The following is a 15,177-nucleotide window of genomic DNA, read 5'->3' as shown; positions in this document are numbered from 1 at the left end:
GCCGCAGCGACGGCGGCGAAGATCGCCGCCGTCAACAGGGTTACTCGTTCAGTCACGTGTGCTCCGCGCTCAGTTCTTGACCGCGAAAACCCACAGCGATCCGCCGGGTGGGACCTTGGCAAGCCGCTCGTCGCCCGAGAACAGCGAATAGACGCCGCCATAGCCGGAGGTGACGGCGACGTACTGCACGCCGTCCTGTTGCCAGGTGACGGGTTGTCCCTCGATGCCCGAGCCCGTCTGGAACTGCCAGAGCTTCTTGCCGGTATCGGCGTCGAAAGCCTCGAATTCGCCGGTCAGCTGACCGGAGAACACCACGCCGCCACCGGTGGAGAGCACGCCGGAGAAGCGCGGAATATCGCTCGGCGCTTCCCACTTCGCCTTGCCGGTCATCGGATCGATCGCCTTCAGATGGCCGCGCGGTCCGGTGCCCCATTCCCAGGGATCGGTGAGATCCATGCCGAGATACCATTCGCCCTGCTTGAACGTCACCGGTTCGGCCTTGTACTTGCCGCCGAACGCGAGTGTGTTGGCGTAGGCGAGGCCGGTCTGCGGATTGAACGACATCGGCTCCCAGTTCTTGCCGCCGAGGATCGACGGGTAGACCGTGACCTTCTTGCCTTCACGCGCATCCTTGGTGATGTCGGTCTCGATCGGCCGTCCGGTCTTCATATCGATGCCGGTGGCCCAGTTGACGTTCACATAGGGATTGGCCGCGAGCAGCTTCCCGTTGGTGCGATCGAGCACGTAGAAGAAGCCGTTGCGGTTGGCGTCCATCAGCACCTTGGTCGGCTTGCCCTCGACGTTCATGTCGGCGAGCACCATCTCGGCCACCGAGTCATAGTCGAACGGATTGTTCGGCGAGAACTGGTAGTGCCACTTGATCTTGCCGGTCTTCGGATCGAGCGCCAGCACCGAGCAGGTGTAGAGGTTGTCGCCGGGACGCACCGCCGAGTTGAACGGTCCGGGATTGCCGATGCCCCAATACACCGTGTTCAGTTCGGGATCGTAGGAGCCGGTGATCCAGGTCGAGCCGCCACCCAGCTTCCAGGTGTCGCCCTTCCAGGTGTCGCCACCGGGTTCGTCCGGGGTCGGGATCGAGTAGGTACGCCAGAGCTTCTTGCCGGTGGCGGGATCCCAGCCGTCGATGAAGCCGCGGGTGCCGAACTCGGCGCCCGAGATGCCGGTGATCACGACGCCGTCGGCGACCAGCGGGGCCACCGTCATCGAGTAGCCTTCCTTGATATCCGCGGCCTTCTGGCGCCACAGCTCCTTGCCGGTCTTGGCATCGAGCGCGATCACATTGGCGTCGAGCGTGGTGCGAAACACCTTGCCGTCATACAGCGCGGCACCGCGATTGATGATGCCGCAGCAGACGATACGCGGCGTCTCGGCGGGATACTCGACCTTGGTCTTCCAGATCTGCTTGCCGGATTTGGCGTCGATCGCGATCGTGGCGTTGTGCGTGGTGACGTAAATGACGCCCTGGTAGACGAGCGGCTGCGATTCCTCGCTGCGGTCGTCGTTCAAACTGTAATTCCAGACCGGCACCAGATTTTTGACGGTGTCCTTGTTGATCTGGTTCAGCGTCGAGAAGCGCTGAAGATTGTAACCCATTCCGTAATTGAGAACGTTCGAAGTATCAGTCGCCCCCTTGACCAACTGCTCGTTGGTCTGGGCGCTTGCACCATACGATGCAAGAATCACGAGGCTTGCGGCCAGCGCAATGCGTCTCATCCTATCCTCCCAATGAACTTTTTTCCGCACGCCTATTCCTGACGTTGCGGACGGAACCATCCGCCTGAAACCAAAACGGGTCAATACGAAAACGTGAACGAGCGCCCGCTAACCGCAAAAGACCGATCGGAAGCGTCAGGTCTTTCGCAGATGCGTTCGTGGCTTGCCGTCGCGTGGAATACGCTACACCAGCGCTCCGTCGGTATGCCGCGGCGCGAACGGTCAGCTGGACGGCGTAGGGGGACAGACACTCGGCCGCGGTTTCGCGCCCCGCTTGTCCGGCGGCACATTGCAATTATCGATACGCTGCTCGTCGGTCCATTTGCGGCCGAGCCGCTCCTTACCGGTGAGCACGCGCTGCTGCACCGCCTCCGCCGATGGGGCAGGGTGCCGGGTCTGCGCTGACACGGGCGTAAGCAGACCGAGCACAACCAGACAGCCCAATACGCTTCTGCAAATGTCGCTCATGGTTCACCTCGATCATCCTGGTGCTATACGTCGGAGCTCCACAGGTGACCGGTCGGGAGGTCTCTTTCCACCCGAAAACCGACGAGGGCTCGCCCGTTGCGCCAGCTGTCGAACGTTCGCCAAGGCTGTTATGATGCGCTTTTCGTGGCGCGCTTCGCCCCGTCGCCGGAGCGGCACGCAAGGGAGATGAATGATGATTTCGCGCCGATCGCTTGCTCTGACTTTGGCCATGGCCGTTCTGTCGGCGCCCGCCCTGGCGGCATCCGGCCGCAAGGGCGCGCTGAAGATGCTCGATCCTGATAATGACGGTACGGTCGATCTCGCCGAAGCCAAGAAGGCTGCTGCCGACCTGTTCGCGAAGCTCGATCCCGACCATGACGGCACGCTCGACGCGCGCGAATTGCGCGGACGGCTGACCGCGAAAGAACTGGCCGCTGCCGATCCGGATCACGACGGCACTCTGACGCTCGACGAATATCTCGCGGTCGTCGAGCAGCGCTTCAAGGCCGCAGATCCCGACAATGACGGAACGCTGGATGCGAAGGAGTTGAACTCGCGCGCCGGCCGGGCCCTGCTGCGCCTGCTCAAATAGCTTGCCTAGCGGGCGCATTCCGGGCGGATTGCCGGATATTGACGCAGGAATCCGCGCATAACAAAAAAAGTTGCGATTTCGCTCTTGGGCAAGACGCGGCTGGATGAATCGGGTCTCCTTGCCGTTGCGTCGCCGCCCGGCAGCCGGAAAATGCCCGACAGATCAGTGTCGGAGTTCCCGATGCCGGGCAGATGTTAGCGAGCCGTCGTCCGCTTCGGCATGTCCAGCAGCGAAGTCGGGTCCTTACCCGGCCGGCTTGCGCGCTGGAAAAGGCAGTCCTAGCTTGCCGCGCGGCGCGAGGCTTGCGCCAACTTATGACTTGGGAGAAGGAAATGGCCTGGAAAACACCGAAGATCGTCGAAGTGCCGGTGGGCATGGAAATCAACATGTACGCCTGCGCAGCGCGCAAGTAATCTTAAGACAAGTAACGCGAGACAGCCTGCCCGGCTCGTGCAGCCCGCTGCATCGAGCCGGGCAGGCGTCTTTTGTGGAAAGTGTCTTTTGCGGGCGCTGATGCGGCCGCTCGGCCAGCTTCCCTCATACCCTTCCCACAAGACCTTGAGACCGACACCACCTGCGCGATTGGCGGGCCTTGCTGCTTTGTCCTACAGTGTGGCCTGAGGCGGTGGTGCGGGGACGATGAATCCAAAACTCAGGACCGGGCGTTGGGCGGGGACGTTGTGCGCGGCGATTGCCGGCATCACGGCGGTGTTGCCGCCTGGCGCCTATGCCGAGGACTTTGATACCGAGCACATCTTCGGCTTTATGATCGGCTCCGACGTGGGCAATGTCGGCGAGCGTGAATTCCAGAGCCAGACCACCGGGCGCTTCGCCAAGGACGGCGGCCGGTATCGCACGCTCAATCAGGAAATGGAGCTCGAGCTCGTGCCCGCGCCGAATTTTCGTGTCGAGCTCGGAACGTCATTCAGCGCATACGACATCAACCGCGTTCCGGGTCTCGACGATCGGCGCCAGCTGTCGTGGCAGAGCGTCTCGGTCGATTTCCGCTATCGCTTTCTGAATCGCGAGGCGGCGCCCTTTGGCATGACGGTCGCGCTGGAGACGCGTGCCGATCGCGTCGACGAGACGACGGCCGCAGCCGTCCGTAGTTATGGCACCGAACTCACGGTCGCGTTCGACCGCGAGGTGATCCCGAATTTTGTCATCGCGGCCCTCAACCTAAGCTATGAGCCGGAATGGACGCGCACGCCGCGCACCGGCGCTGCGGATCAGGATGCCACCATCGGTGCCGCATTCGGCCTGATGGCCAGGGTGAAGCCGGATATCCTGATCGGCGGCGAAGCGCGCTATTTCAGGAAGTACGAGGGAATCGGCCTGGATGAATTGTCCGGGCAGGCGCTGTTCATCGGGCCGACCGCCTATTTCCAGCTCTCCGAACGTTCACGCCTGACCGCGACCTGGAGCGTCCAGGCGTGGGGGCAGCGGGCGGGGAGCAATGCCGCTCTCGACCTCGTCAATTTCGAGCGCCATCAGGCGCGGCTGGTGTACGGTTTGAACTTCTAGAGCGTGAAGCCTCTGGGACCGGGTTCCCCAACCTGTCACGGGGCTGTGAAACCAGGACGTGGCCGATTACGTATTTCGCCGTGTTATCTATTGCATGAGCACGCTTAGGGATCGCGCATGAACCCGATTGATCTGATCGTCACGGTATGTGCCGTGCTGTCGCCCGCCACCTGCGAGGAGCAGCATCTGGTGTTCAACTGGAACGGCTCTCTGCAGCAATGCGCCATGGCCGCGCCGCCTTACATCGCGCGGTGGGTCGGCGAACATCCGAAATGGACAGCGGTGCGCTGGCGTTGCGAATATCCGCACAGCAACGATCGGGCCGGCGCGGGCGGCGAGCTGCCGGCGGGTTAGCCTTTCTATTTGTTGCAGTCCTTCAGATCCTTGTCGGATACCGAGAACACGGCGTCGGCCTTGATCTCGATGTCGCGAACGAAGCACTGCCTGGCGCCGCTGTAGCCGACCTTCGCGTCGTAGCGGCCGGGCTCGACGCCGGTGACCCGCAGGCGCTCGTCATGGTCGACTTCCTTGTCCTTGTCGTTGAGCGTCTGGTTGGGACCCCACTCGTTCTTGCCTGCCGGCGACAACTCAAAGCTCGAAATCGTGGCGCTGGTCAGATTCCACAGCCGAATGCCTTTGCCCTTGCTTTGAGCGAACACTGTCACCGGCAGCACAAGCAACGCAACACCAACAGCGATCAACGCGCGCGACATCCAGCCTCTCCTTTATGCTTCGTCCAAGGATGACGGCGTCTCACATATTTGCAAGGTCCAACTGTGAGAGTTGCCGCTTGATTTCGTCGATCTCGGGCTCGCCGCGCGTCGCGCGTGGTGCGGCGATGGTCTCGACGTGAAGGATTCGGGCCGGCCGCGACGACAGGAAGAACAGGCGATCGCCGAGGCGAACCGCGTCGTCGAGATCGTGGGTGACGAGCAAGGTCATCATTTTCCGGCTGGCCACCAGCGTTGCGACCTGGTCGCGCAGCCGCCCCGCGAGCGCATTGTCGAGCGAGGCCAGCGGCTCATCGAGGATCAGGAAATCGGGCTCGATGGCGAAGGCGCGGGCCAGCGCGACGCGGCGGGCGAGGCCGAGCGACAGCTCCGCGGGAAAATGGTTGCGGTGCGCGCCCAGTTCGAGCACCTCGAACAGCGCAGAGAGCGTGCTGTCGCCGACATGCGGCGCGGCCAGCCGCACATTCTCCTCGACCGTGCGCCAGGGCAGCAGCCGCGGCTCCTGGAAGACCATGCCAAGGCGCATGCCCGGCGATCGCGTGACATGGCCCTGGTAGTTGGCGTCGAGCCCGGCGAGGATCCGGAGCAGGGTGCTCTTGCCGCAGCCTGACGGGCCGAACAGCACGCCGACCTCGCCGGCGTTCAGCGTGAAGGTGACGTTGTCGAGCACGTCGTGCCGCTTCCCGGCCGCGCTCGCAAAGCTCTTGCCGGTGATATTGACCTCAAGCTGCACGGAGCCGCCACCGCGTTAGCCTGGTTTCAAACGGCTGCACCAGCAGGGTCTCGATGACGAGCACGACTGCGGCAAAGCTCAGCGAATAGGCGAGCAGCAAGGGGATGTCGAACAGCTGGAAGGCGACGCCGATCTCGAAGCCGACGCCGTTCGGCCGGCCGAGATATTCGGCGACCAGGACGATCTTCCAGACCAGCGAGAGCCCGGAGCGTGCAGCGGCCGCAATGTAGGGCGCAAGCTGCGGCAGGATCACATGGCGGAAGGCGCGGCCGCGCGGAAAGGCGAACGCCGTCGCCATTTCGTCGAGCGCAGGGTCGAGCGCGCGGGCGCCTTCGCGCAGGGTGACGACGGCGGTCGGCAGTTTGTTGATGGCGATGGCTGCGATTGCCGCGACCTCGGTCAGCCCGGCCCAGATGTAGGCGAGCACGATGACGACGAGCGCCGGCAAATTGAGCAGCAGGATCAGCCAGGGATCGCCAAGGCGATTGGCAAGCGAGACGCGGCCCATCAGATAGCCGATCGCCGAGCCGAGCGCCATGGCAAGGGTGAAGGCCAGCGCGACCCGGGCCAGGGTTGCGCCGAGATTGACGAACAACGCGCCCGATCGGGCTTCGGCGACGAGCACCGACAGCACCGCCGGCGGCGCCGGCAGTTTCGCATCGCCGATCAGCAGCGAGGCGATCCACCAGGTCGCGATGAACAGCGTGAATGACAGGAGACGCAGCACCGCTAGTCTCCCGGAATCGCTTGATAGAAGGTGCCGGGATCGAGCTCGGTTGCGGAGCCGACCAGATCGCGGCCGCCGAGCTGCGCCAGCACGCGGTAGAGCACGCGCGCATCCGCCTCTTCGTCCGCGATAGGACGGCGCGGGATGCCTTCGCGGTAGCGCTCACGATAGGCATGCAGGGTTGCGGCATCCTGCGCACCGGTCAGCGGCGCGATCGCGTCCCATTCGGCATCCGAGGTCGCCAGAATCTCTTTCGCGGCGCGCGTCACGGCGATGAAGCGGGCCACCAGATCCTTGTTGGCGTTCGCCCAGGCTTCGTCGAACACGTAGCCAATCATGGCGATGCGGCCCTTGCTGCCGAGCTTTTGCAGGATCTCTTCCATGCCGGCGAGCCGGCGAAAGCCCTTGGCTTCGAGCGCGGCGCAGAAATTCCAGTAATTGAGCGTCGCGTCCATCTCGCCGCCGAGCGTCTTGGCGGCGAGCAGCGGCGGTGCGCCATAGACGATGGTCGCTTGCGACTTCAGGTCGACGCCGTCCTGCTTCGAAGCGGCCTGAAGCAGCAGCCAGTTCTTGTCGATCGCGCCGCCGGCCACGGCAAGCTTGCGCCCCTTGAGGTCCGCCAGCGCCTTGACCGGCGAGGAGGCCGGGACCATCACGGCGCCCAGCGCGCTCGAATAGGGATAGAATTGCAGCTTCGCGCCGAGCGACCGCTCGCGCGACACCCAAGGCCAGTCCGAGACCATCACGTCGGCCGTGCCAGCGCGCAGCGCGATCTTGCCGGCCTCGGGGCTGGCCAGCTCGACGACGTCGATCGACAGATTGGCCTTCTTGTCGAGACCATGGGAGCGAATGACGGCCAGTTCCCAGGCCAGCGTTCCGGTCTTCTGCGCTGCAACGCGGATGGTCTGCGCGTAGCACGAGGTGCCGAACTGCATGACCGCCAGAACTGCCGCAGCCAACACCGTGCGTACAGAGATGATCATCGTTTCTTGAGCCACTTCCCCGAATGTTTTCTTTTCTGATCAACATCCATAGCATAGCTTGCGGAAAGAGAAGAGGAAGCAGGACCATGGCAGGAGCTGGCATGCTACGACCGATTGTCGCCATCCTGGTGCTCACCGGGACGGCCGTCAGCGTGCGGGCCCAGGAGATCAACGACTATCCGACCTCGGCGCGGGCCGAATATGTGTTCGGCTGCATGAAGGCCAATGGCGAATCCCGGCAGTCGATCGAGCAATGTTCCTGCTCGATCGACGTCGTCGCCTCGATCATCCCCTACGATCGGTACGTCACCGCCGAGACCGTGCTGAGCATGGCGCAGGTGCGCGGCAATCTGGGCGGCCAGTTCCGCTCGTCCGAGCAGGCCGCGAACGCGCTCAACGACCTCAGGCGCGCCCAGGCTGAAGCCGAAGTCAGGTGCTTCTAGAGCCTGAACCGGAAAAGTGTGAAGCGGTTTTCCGGAAAGATCATGCTTAAATACCGTGCTAAAGTGCGATAGCGATCCAACCTGATCTCATCGCGTTTTTGCGTCCGTCGTGAGATCGCGAGGCGTCAGGTGCCGGGATTCTCGACCTTCCATTCGTGCTCGAAAATATGCCCTTCGGTGTCCTTGGCTTCGGCACGGAAACGCTTGGCGCCGTTCGAGACGTAGGTGAAGCGGATATTGGGATCCTCGGAAATCGAGATCCCGCCCTCCATCGCCAGCACGGGACTGTCGTCCTGCCAAATGTGCAGCTCGTTGACGAAGAAGGCCGGGATATAGAGCTGCGTGACCTGGTCCATCTGCAGGCCTGAATTATTCGGATGCCCGATCATGATCTGGGCTTCCCGCGTGCTGGTGGCAGGTCCCTGTTCGGACTTGGTGAATTGCCGGTAGCGCATCTGACCGAGGCGGTTCTTGGCTTCCTCGACGTTCTTGCCGGCCGGCGCCGAGCAGCCGCCGGATGCTTTGACATAGACCTTGCTCACATAGAGCTTGCCGTCGCTGAGCTCCGCGACGGCGTGCACATTGGTGTAGTTGTTGACGCGGACGCGGGTCGAGATCTCGGTGACGTTGGCGTCCGGCCCCAGCGTGAACTTCGCGGCCATCGGAGCCGGGTTCTCGTCGATCACAAGCGTGATCGCGACGACGCGGCGGCTGTCGCTCGGTTGCAGCTTGGTGCGCAGCGTCACCGGCACGATCGCAGCGTCTTCCGCACGTATCGGCATTTCGATGCCGATGACGTCATTGCCGTCATTCATCGGACGGTTGCTGAAGATGTCCTGGACGAGACCCGGCCAGGGATCATAGGCCTCTGCCGCCGGCGCAGCCGGTGTGCCCAGCGCGATCGTGAGCAGGCTTGCGATGCAAAGCAGGCGGGCGCGATGTCCGGTCATGTTCGCGAAATCCTATGCAGCCGCGTCATTATAGGACGATCAGCTATTCCCATTCAATTTCCGAGAATGCTGCAGTTGCGTTGCGGGCGTTGTAATCGTCGAACAATTGCCAGCGCGGCCGCTCGGCGGCTGCGGCGTGCTCGGCCGCGGCGGTGATCGGCCTGCCGCTTGCGACCAGTGCGCGCACGTCCGCGGCCAGCACCCCGAGGTAACGTCGCTCATCGGCAAGCGCTGCCGGCCACGCGCTCACGGGTCCGTGACCGGGAACCACGCGCTCTGTGGAGATCGCCGCGAGTGCGTCGAGCGCACGCAGCCAGCCCTTGAGGCTGCCGTCGACCACGGGAATATGGATGAGAAACACCATATCGCCGGCGAACAGGGTCCTGGTTTGCTCGTCGAGGACCGTGAGGTCGTTGTCGCTATGGGCGGGCGGCCACGCTCTCAGGGTGAGGGCGCGGCCGCCGAGGTCGAGCTTCAGCGTGTCCGCGACCAGCACGGTCGGGGGGATGATCTTCACCTCATCGATCAGCGCGTCGCCCATGCTCCGGCGAAACCCGTCGAGGTAGAATTGTCCGCGCGCGGCCAGCGCGCGTGGCAGAGACTTATGGCCGACGAAGCTGGTCCCGTCGCCGACGAAAGCCGCATTGCCGAAGCTGTGGTCCGGATGCGCGTGGGTGTTGATCACGTAGCGTATCGGCTTGTCGGTACGACTGCGGACCGCGGCGAGCAGCTGTCGTCCTTCGCGGACGCTGCCGCCGGTGTCGATGACGGCGACGGCACTGTCGCCGATCACGAATCCCACATTGGCGATGGCGCCTTCGTTCTCGCGCGTCATCAATGCGGTGACCCCGGTGTGAACGAATATTCCGGGAGCGACTTCGCTTACAGGCAATTCCGCCTCCTGCGCCCGCGCTATGGTCGGCGCCCAAAGCATCAGGAGCAGCGCAAGCACCGAACCGCCATGAGCCATGTTTCCGCCTCAGTTACTCCGGGACGCGCGATCGATGTCGTCGCGTTCCAGTTTGCGCTGCAGCAAGCAACGCGGCGTGGTCGCGATCATTATTCCTGTTGCACGTCATGGTGCGCCGGGCAATTGCTGGATGGCGGCGATCGATCCGATCAAGAGGAGGCCGCGTAATGAGAATTGTCGGATGCCGTCCTGTTCTGCTCGCGCTTGTCGGCTTCATCGCCTGTCTGGCCGGCCGCGACATTGCGCGCGCGCAGGTCAATGATCAGGGCGAACTTTCCATCGAGCTCATCGATGCCCGCGTGCTGCGCATCTGTGCCGATCCCCGCAACCTGCCGTTCTCGAACGACAAGGGCGAGGGGTTTGAGAACAAGATCGGCGAACTGCTGGCCGGGAAGCTGCAAAAGAAGCTCGACTACATGTTCTTTCCGCAGGCCACCGGCTTCGTGCGGATGACGCTCGGCGCGCATCGCTGCGACGTCATCATGGGGTTTCCGCAAGGCGATGACCTCGCGCAGGGCACCAATCCGTATTACCGCACAGCCTATGCGATCGTTGCCAAGCCGGGCAGTGGGCTCGACGAGGTCACGACGCTCGAGGACCAGCGGCTGAAGGGCAAGCATATCGGCATCGTGGCGGGAACGCCGCCCGCGACCAACATGGCCATCAACGGCCTGATGACCAATGCGAAGCCTTATCCGCTGATGATCGATACGCGCTACGATTCGTCGGCCGAGGCGATGATGAACGATCTCGCCAAGGGTGAGATCGACGCCGGCATCCTGTGGGGACCGATGGCGGGCTTTTACGCCAAGAAGGCCAACCCGCCGCTACACATCACGCCGCTGGTCAAGGAGACCACGGGACCGAAGCTGGTCTATCGCATCGGCATGGGCGTGCGGGCGTCCGACCAGAACTGGAAGCGCCAGCTCAATCGCCTGATCCAGGAGAACCAGCCCGAGATCAACAAGATCCTGCTCGACTACGGCGTCCCGCTGCTCGACGAAAACGACCGTCCAATCGGGCCGGAGACCGCGACCAAATCACCATGATCAGGCTCGCGGCCATGCTTGCGGTGATGTTCGTCGCCGCTTCGCCTGTCCGCGCGCAGGACCCACCCGCAGAGCCGGAGAGCTATCGCACCGAGGACTACCGCGCGCCGGTGCCGGTGACGCTTGCCGGCGCACGGGTGCTCACGACCGCGGAAGCGGAAGCGATATGGCGCGACAAGTCCGCCGCCTTCGTCGACGTGCTGCCGCGCGCGCCGAAGCCAAATCTGCCCGCCGGCACGGTGTGGCGCGAACGGCCGCACCTCAACATTCCCGGCAGCATCTGGCTGCCCGACACCGGCTACGGCAAGCTCGCCGCGTCCACGGAGGATTATCTGCGGCGCGGGCTCGTCCGCGCCTCAGGCGGCGACGCGACCAGACTGCTCGTGATCTACTGCCAGGAGAATTGCTGGATGTCGTGGAACGCCGCCAAGCGCGTGCTGTCCTACGGCTACCGCAACGTGGCGTGGTATCCGGAGGGAACCGACGGATGGGAGCGTGCCAAATTGCCGCTGGCGGACGCCGAGCCCGAGCCGCGCGAGGGAGAGCAGTAAGCCCGTCCTCTCGCGGCATGCGGACCGTTACTTCTGCTTGTCGAGCTTGTTGATGGTCTTGCCGCCGTCGCTGTCCGTCGTGGTGAACGAGACCTTGTCACCGGCGTGGAATGCCTCCAGCGACTGTCCCTTGGGCACCTTGTATTCCTGGATCGCGCCGCCGGACGCGCCCACCGTGCCGCTTTGCGTCTGCTGGATCGAGATGGTTCCACTCAGTCGGTCAATCTTGGTGACCATTCCCGACATGGATTGCTGGGCCAAAGCCGCTGTGGTGACCAGGCTCGCGGCGGCAAGGCTGGTCATGACGATCTTGGCTGCTTTCATGGAGGTCTCCCAACTTCAGATATAGTTGGGGACAACGAGCGGGCAGCGCAGTTTGTTCCGGATCGGTGTGGCCCAAGAGATTGTTACCCAAAAGACCGTCAAAGCGGCGCGTTAACGATCCCGGGGCGTTCGGTCGCAGGCCTCAATCGAGCTCCTGCTGGATGGTGCGGCCGAGCGCGAACAGGCGCTGATCGATGGCGGTCGGCACCTCGCAGACGAATTTCACCACGCGCCCGCGGTCCTCGAAGATGCGTGTCTCCCAGACCAGCTGGTTGCCGAGCTCGTCGACCTTGGCCTGGTCCGGCGGTGTCGCGTCCTGCAGCGCCTGCAGCTTGAGCGTGTCGTCGCGGATCTTCTCCGCGGCCTCGCGCTGCTTGCGCATCACGCGCTCGAGCCCGTTCATCACCGAGGCGCGCTGTCCGTTCAGCGTATCGAACAGACCGGCAAACAGCAGTTTTCCCGCATTGGCCTTGTCGGCCGCGGCAGCTGACAGGAATTCGGTGATCTCCTTCTGCGCCTCCTCGAGCGGAACGCGGCGCGCCGCGAGCTTGATCGCGAGCGCGCTGACTTTCGGGTCGTCCTTCCACTTGGTCTCGGCATCGCCGAGTGGCGGCCCGGCCCAGACTGCGGCCAGCGAGATCTCGGGCACCTTGGCCTGTTGGCAGGGCCAGTCCGGATAGCGCGGGTCGGCAGCCGATGCGACATGGTTCGACAGAACCATCGCGAGCAGCGCGCCCAGTCCTGTTCGCCAGCCCGTCATGCCTCGCCTCCGCCGGGTCCGCGGCGCACCAGGCCGCGCGATGGATCGTAAGCCAGGATCGCGCCGATCATGAAGACGACGGTGCAGCCGCCGACCACCGCGAGCGAAACCCAGTTCATCTTGCCGTACAGCGCAAACCGGATCAGCTCCACCGCATGCGTGAACGGATTGCACTGGCAGATATAATACAGCATCGGACTGCCTTCCTGCACGCGCCACAGCGGGTAGAGGGCCGACGATGCGAAGAACATCGGGAAGATCACAAAGTTCATCACGCCGGCGAAATTTTCCAGCTGCTTGATGCTGGCCGAGATCAGCATGCCCAGTGCGCCGAGCATCAGGCCCGACAGCACCAGCGCCGGAAGCACGGTGAGGTAGCCGATCGTCGGCGGCGCGATGTCCCAGAACCACGCGATGACCAGGAAAGCATAGACCTGGAGCAGCGACACCGCCGTGCCGGCGAGCAGCTTGCAGAACAAGAGATAGCCGCGCGGCAGGGGGCTGACCAGCAGCGTGCGCATGTTGCCCATCTCGCGGTCGTAGACCATCGACAGCGAGGACTGCATGCCGTTGAACAGCTGGATCATCGCCATCAGGCCGGGCGCGATATAGACCTCGTAGAGGATGTAAGTCTCGTAGGGCGGGATGATTGAGATGCCGAGCACCTGCCGGAAGCCGGCCGCGAAGATGAACAGCCAGACCAGCGGCCTGACCAGCGCCGACACGAAGCGCTCGCGCTGGTGCAGGAAGCGCAGCGCCTCGCGCCAAACAATGCCGTTCAGGCAGACGATGTATTCCGACAGCGAGAAGCCGCTTCGCTCAGGCGTAACCGTCGTGCTGGTCATGACGGCGGTCTCCCCGCGAGTGTTGCCGTTCCGGTCAGGCGCATGAACGCGGTGTTGACGTCCTGGGCGCCTGCGTCCGCGATCACGCGTGACACCGGGCCGTGCGCCAGCATTCGGCCCTGATGCAGCACGACGAGGTCGTCGTTTGGCATGATTTCGTCGAACAGATGCGTCGCCCAGAGCACGCCGATGCCCTGCTCGGTGACGAGCTGCCGGACATGGTCGAGAATGTCGGCGCGGGCCTTGACGTCGAGCCCGACGGTGGCCTCGTCGAGCAGCAGCAGCCGGGGCCGGTGCAACAGCGCGCGGGCGATCTCCAGCCTTCGCATCTGGCCGCCCGAGAGATCGCGTACCTTGCTGGCGGCGCGGTCGGCAAGCCCGATGCGGCCGAGCACCTCGGCGCTGCGCAGCCGCGCCTCGCGCCGCGAGATGCCGTGCAGCGCGGCGTGATACAGCAAGTTCTGCGTCAGCGAGAGGTCGAGATCGAGCGTGCGCGGTTGGAACACCACGCCCATCAGCCGCAACGCTTCACCCGGCGTCCGGCTGATGTCGTGGCCGAAGATCTTGATCTGGCCGTTCTGGATGCCGAACAACCGCGTCACCAGCGAGAACAGCGTGCTTTTGCCGGCGCCATTGAGGCCCAGCAGCGCGGTAAAGCTCGCAGACTGAACCGTGAAACTGACATCGATCAAGGCGCGGCGCGGACCGTAGCTGTGGCTGACATTGCCGATCGACAGCGCCGGCTGCACGGCCGCGGCTGTTCCAGGGCCTGCATCCGGCGAGAGCTGGCTCGCGATATGGGCGTCGGTTGCGGTCATGGCTGCGCGATCGTGATCCCCCAGGGCAGTTCGCCGACCTGAATGGTCTTGATCACCTTCTGGGATGCAACGTCGATCACCGAGACGTCGTTGGAGACACCGTTGGTGACCAGCAGATATTTTTCGTCCGGAGTGAAATCCATGTGCCAGACCCGCTGGCCGACCAGGAGATATTTGAGGACCTTGTGGCTCGTGCCGTCGACCACGGCAACGCGGTTGGCGGGGCCGAGCGCAACGAATGCGGTCTTGCCGTCCTTGGTCATGCCGATGCCGACCGGCTGGATCGCCTCGTTGCGCAGGCCCGGAATCTCGAAGGTAATCTTGCCGGTCACCTCGCGCTTGACCGGATCGATGATCGACACCGTGCCGCCGATCTCGGAGGACACCCACAATTCGGAGCCGTCGCGCTTGAACTGGGCGAAGCGCGGCCGCGAATCGACCAGCACGTTGGCGACGATCTGGCGCGTCGACGTGTCGATGAAATGCGCCATGTTGGTGGTTTCGGAGGTGTTGATCAGGATCTTGCCGTCCGGGCTGATCGTCATGCCCTCGGGCTCGACGCCGACCTGGATGTCGCCGATCCGGGCGCGCTTTTCGAGATCGATCACGGTGACCGTGTTGTCGTTCTCGTTGGCGACATACATGGTCTTGCCGGCGGCATCCTGGGTGAACAATTCAGGGTCGGGACCGGAGGGCAGGGTGTCGACGATCTCCTGGGTCTTGGTATCGATCACCTGGATCGTGTCGTCGTCGCCGACCGCGACCATCACGAACTTGCCGTCGCGCGAGAACTCGATGCCGCGCGGCCGCTGGCCGACCTTGATGGTTTTGGTCACCGTCCAGCTGCTGGTGTCGATCACCGTGACGGTGTTGCCCTTCTCGTTGGAGACGTAGGCGACGAAGGCGGACGCCGGTGTCGCGGCAAGCCAAACGAGCATCCCGGTCAACAGACAGCGGCGCCACATGCGTTTCATC

General features: G+C 63.8%; 19 protein-coding genes. 7 read left to right on the top strand and 12 right to left on the bottom strand.

What is annotated here, in order from left to right; genetic code table 11:
* Positions 1-69: 69 nt before the first annotated feature.
* Positions 70-1,734, bottom strand: a complete 1,665-nt coding sequence (locus ACVWY5_RS24630; protein ID WP_018272901.1) for a methanol/ethanol family PQQ-dependent dehydrogenase — start codon at positions 1,732-1,734, stop codon at positions 70-72.
* 661 nt (positions 1,735-2,395) lie between these two features.
* On the opposite strand from ACVWY5_RS24630, the gene ACVWY5_RS24625 reads away from it, so the two are divergent.
* The 4 genes from ACVWY5_RS24625 to ACVWY5_RS24610 all read left to right on the top strand — a co-directional run bounded on the left by ACVWY5_RS24625 (position 2,396) and on the right by ACVWY5_RS24610 (position 4,672).
* Complete coding sequence (locus ACVWY5_RS24625; protein WP_028336943.1) at positions 2,396-2,794, top strand: EF-hand domain-containing protein; 399 nt, start codon at positions 2,396-2,398, stop codon at positions 2,792-2,794.
* 332 nt (positions 2,795-3,126) lie between these two features.
* Positions 3,127-3,207 (top strand): pyrroloquinoline quinone precursor peptide PqqA, encoded by an 81-nt coding sequence (gene pqqA, locus ACVWY5_RS24620; protein ID WP_009031067.1) that lies wholly within the window; start codon positions 3,127-3,129, stop codon positions 3,205-3,207.
* 226 nt (positions 3,208-3,433) lie between these two features.
* Positions 3,434-4,318, top strand: coding sequence for a hypothetical protein (locus tag ACVWY5_RS24615; RefSeq protein ID WP_050383931.1), 885 nt, complete (start codon positions 3,434-3,436; stop codon positions 4,316-4,318).
* 117 nt (positions 4,319-4,435) lie between these two features.
* Positions 4,436-4,672, top strand: a complete 237-nt coding sequence (locus tag ACVWY5_RS24610; protein ID WP_028336941.1) for a hypothetical protein — start codon at positions 4,436-4,438, stop codon at positions 4,670-4,672.
* 5 nt (positions 4,673-4,677) lie between these two features.
* Here ACVWY5_RS24610 and ACVWY5_RS24605 read toward each other — a convergent pair whose 3' ends face one another.
* Genes ACVWY5_RS24605 through ACVWY5_RS24590 form a run of 4 tightly spaced genes read right to left on the bottom strand, consistent with a single transcriptional unit; the run spans position 4,678 to position 7,444 of the window.
* Positions 4,678-5,031, bottom strand: coding sequence for a hypothetical protein (locus tag ACVWY5_RS24605; RefSeq protein WP_028336940.1), 354 nt, complete (start codon positions 5,029-5,031; stop codon positions 4,678-4,680).
* A gap of 40 nt (positions 5,032-5,071) precedes the next feature.
* The gene (locus ACVWY5_RS24600) at positions 5,072-5,782 is read right to left on the bottom strand and encodes an ABC transporter ATP-binding protein (RefSeq protein ID WP_028336939.1); all 711 of its coding nucleotides are present in this window, start codon (positions 5,780-5,782) and stop codon (positions 5,072-5,074) included.
* Complete coding sequence (locus ACVWY5_RS24595; protein WP_028336938.1) at positions 5,772-6,509, bottom strand: ABC transporter permease; 738 nt, start codon at positions 6,507-6,509, stop codon at positions 5,772-5,774. Before ACVWY5_RS24595 ends, ACVWY5_RS24600 begins: the two co-directional genes overlap by 11 nt.
* Positions 6,510-6,511: 2 nt before the next feature.
* On the bottom strand, positions 6,512-7,444 hold the full coding sequence (locus ACVWY5_RS24590; protein ID WP_167350388.1) for an ABC transporter substrate-binding protein: 933 nt from the start codon (positions 7,442-7,444) through the stop codon (positions 6,512-6,514).
* Between the two features lie 149 nt (positions 7,445-7,593).
* On the opposite strand from ACVWY5_RS24590, the gene ACVWY5_RS24585 reads away from it, so the two are divergent.
* Entirely contained in the window at positions 7,594-7,935 is a 342-nt protein-coding gene (locus ACVWY5_RS24585; RefSeq protein ID WP_428841078.1) for a hypothetical protein, read from the top strand.
* 125 nt (positions 7,936-8,060) lie between these two features.
* Here ACVWY5_RS24585 and ACVWY5_RS24580 read toward each other — a convergent pair whose 3' ends face one another.
* Together ACVWY5_RS24580 and ACVWY5_RS24575 are read right to left on the bottom strand one after the other, a co-directional pair.
* Positions 8,061-8,885, bottom strand: a complete 825-nt coding sequence (locus tag ACVWY5_RS24580; protein WP_028336935.1) for a quinoprotein dehydrogenase-associated SoxYZ-like carrier — start codon at positions 8,883-8,885, stop codon at positions 8,061-8,063.
* 43 nt (positions 8,886-8,928) lie between these two features.
* Positions 8,929-9,819, bottom strand: a complete 891-nt coding sequence (locus ACVWY5_RS24575) for a quinoprotein relay system zinc metallohydrolase 2 (RefSeq protein ID WP_456671778.1) — start codon at positions 9,817-9,819, stop codon at positions 8,929-8,931.
* Positions 9,820-10,022: 203 nt separating this feature from the next.
* Between ACVWY5_RS24575 and ACVWY5_RS24570 the strand changes: the two genes are divergently transcribed.
* Positions 10,023-10,904, top strand: a complete 882-nt coding sequence (locus tag ACVWY5_RS24570; protein ID WP_028336933.1) for a substrate-binding domain-containing protein — start codon at positions 10,023-10,025, stop codon at positions 10,902-10,904.
* Positions 10,901-11,455, top strand: a complete 555-nt coding sequence (locus tag ACVWY5_RS24565) for a PQQ-dependent catabolism-associated CXXCW motif protein (RefSeq protein ID WP_028336932.1) — start codon at positions 10,901-10,903, stop codon at positions 11,453-11,455. Before ACVWY5_RS24570 ends, ACVWY5_RS24565 begins: the two co-directional genes overlap by 4 nt.
* 27 nt (positions 11,456-11,482) lie before the next feature.
* Here ACVWY5_RS24565 and ACVWY5_RS24560 read toward each other — a convergent pair whose 3' ends face one another.
* From ACVWY5_RS24560 to ACVWY5_RS24540, 5 genes are all read right to left on the bottom strand, one after another.
* The gene (locus tag ACVWY5_RS24560) at positions 11,483-11,779 is read right to left on the bottom strand and encodes a copper-binding protein (protein WP_028336931.1); all 297 of its coding nucleotides are present in this window, start codon (positions 11,777-11,779) and stop codon (positions 11,483-11,485) included.
* Positions 11,780-11,921: 142 nt separating this feature from the next.
* Positions 11,922-12,539, bottom strand: coding sequence for a hypothetical protein (locus ACVWY5_RS24555; RefSeq protein ID WP_038377839.1), 618 nt, complete (start codon positions 12,537-12,539; stop codon positions 11,922-11,924).
* Positions 12,536-13,384 carry an ABC transporter permease gene (locus ACVWY5_RS24550; protein ID WP_028336929.1) on the bottom strand — a complete coding sequence of 283 codons (849 nt, stop codon included), beginning with the start codon at positions 13,382-13,384 and terminating at the stop codon, positions 12,536-12,538. Before ACVWY5_RS24550 ends, ACVWY5_RS24555 begins: the two co-directional genes overlap by 4 nt.
* Positions 13,381-14,202 (bottom strand): ABC transporter ATP-binding protein, encoded by an 822-nt coding sequence (locus tag ACVWY5_RS24545; RefSeq protein ID WP_028336928.1) that lies wholly within the window; start codon positions 14,200-14,202, stop codon positions 13,381-13,383. The genes ACVWY5_RS24550 and ACVWY5_RS24545 overlap by 4 nt, the downstream gene beginning before the upstream one ends.
* On the bottom strand, positions 14,199-15,176 hold the full coding sequence (locus ACVWY5_RS24540) for a YVTN family beta-propeller repeat protein (protein WP_028336927.1): 978 nt from the start codon (positions 15,174-15,176) through the stop codon (positions 14,199-14,201). The genes ACVWY5_RS24545 and ACVWY5_RS24540 overlap by 4 nt, the downstream gene beginning before the upstream one ends.
* Position 15,177 lies beyond the last annotated feature (1 nt).

Source organism: Bradyrhizobium sp. USDA 3256, assembly GCF_054058275.1.
The sequence above is the reverse complement of the archived record's forward strand: the minus strand, read 5'-3'. Positions and strand labels throughout refer to the sequence as shown.

Coding starts and splice junctions, on each gene's coding strand:
- ACVWY5_RS24630 (WP_018272901.1), bottom strand. CDS start 1,734: ATGAGACGCATTGCGCTGGCCGCAAGCCTCGTGATTCTTGCATCGTAT.
- ACVWY5_RS24625 (WP_028336943.1), top strand. CDS start 2,396: ATGATTTCGCGCCGATCGCTTGCTCTGACTTTGGCCATGGCCGTTCTG.
- pqqA (WP_009031067.1), top strand. CDS start 3,127: ATGGCCTGGAAAACACCGAAGATCGTCGAAGTGCCGGTGGGCATGGAA.
- ACVWY5_RS24615 (WP_050383931.1), top strand. CDS start 3,434: ATGAATCCAAAACTCAGGACCGGGCGTTGGGCGGGGACGTTGTGCGCG.
- ACVWY5_RS24610 (WP_028336941.1), top strand. CDS start 4,436: ATGAACCCGATTGATCTGATCGTCACGGTATGTGCCGTGCTGTCGCCC.
- ACVWY5_RS24605 (WP_028336940.1), bottom strand. CDS start 5,031: ATGTCGCGCGCGTTGATCGCTGTTGGTGTTGCGTTGCTTGTGCTGCCG.
- ACVWY5_RS24590 (WP_167350388.1), bottom strand. CDS start 7,444: ATGCAGTTCGGCACCTCGTGCTACGCGCAGACCATCCGCGTTGCAGCG.
- ACVWY5_RS24585 (WP_428841078.1), top strand. CDS start 7,594: ATGCTACGACCGATTGTCGCCATCCTGGTGCTCACCGGGACGGCCGTC.
- ACVWY5_RS24580 (WP_028336935.1), bottom strand. CDS start 8,885: ATGACCGGACATCGCGCCCGCCTGCTTTGCATCGCAAGCCTGCTCACG.
- ACVWY5_RS24575 (WP_456671778.1), bottom strand. CDS start 9,819: ATGCTTTGGGCGCCGACCATAGCGCGGGCGCAGGAGGCGGAATTGCCT.
- ACVWY5_RS24570 (WP_028336933.1), top strand. CDS start 10,023: ATGAGAATTGTCGGATGCCGTCCTGTTCTGCTCGCGCTTGTCGGCTTC.
- ACVWY5_RS24565 (WP_028336932.1), top strand. CDS start 10,901: ATGATCAGGCTCGCGGCCATGCTTGCGGTGATGTTCGTCGCCGCTTCG.
- ACVWY5_RS24560 (WP_028336931.1), bottom strand. CDS start 11,779: ATGAAAGCAGCCAAGATCGTCATGACCAGCCTTGCCGCCGCGAGCCTG.
- ACVWY5_RS24555 (WP_038377839.1), bottom strand. CDS start 12,539: ATGACGGGCTGGCGAACAGGACTGGGCGCGCTGCTCGCGATGGTTCTG.
- ACVWY5_RS24550 (WP_028336929.1), bottom strand. CDS start 13,384: ATGACCAGCACGACGGTTACGCCTGAGCGAAGCGGCTTCTCGCTGTCG.
- ACVWY5_RS24545 (WP_028336928.1), bottom strand. CDS start 14,202: ATGACCGCAACCGACGCCCATATCGCGAGCCAGCTCTCGCCGGATGCA.
- ACVWY5_RS24540 (WP_028336927.1), bottom strand. CDS start 15,176: ATGAAACGCATGTGGCGCCGCTGTCTGTTGACCGGGATGCTCGTTTGG.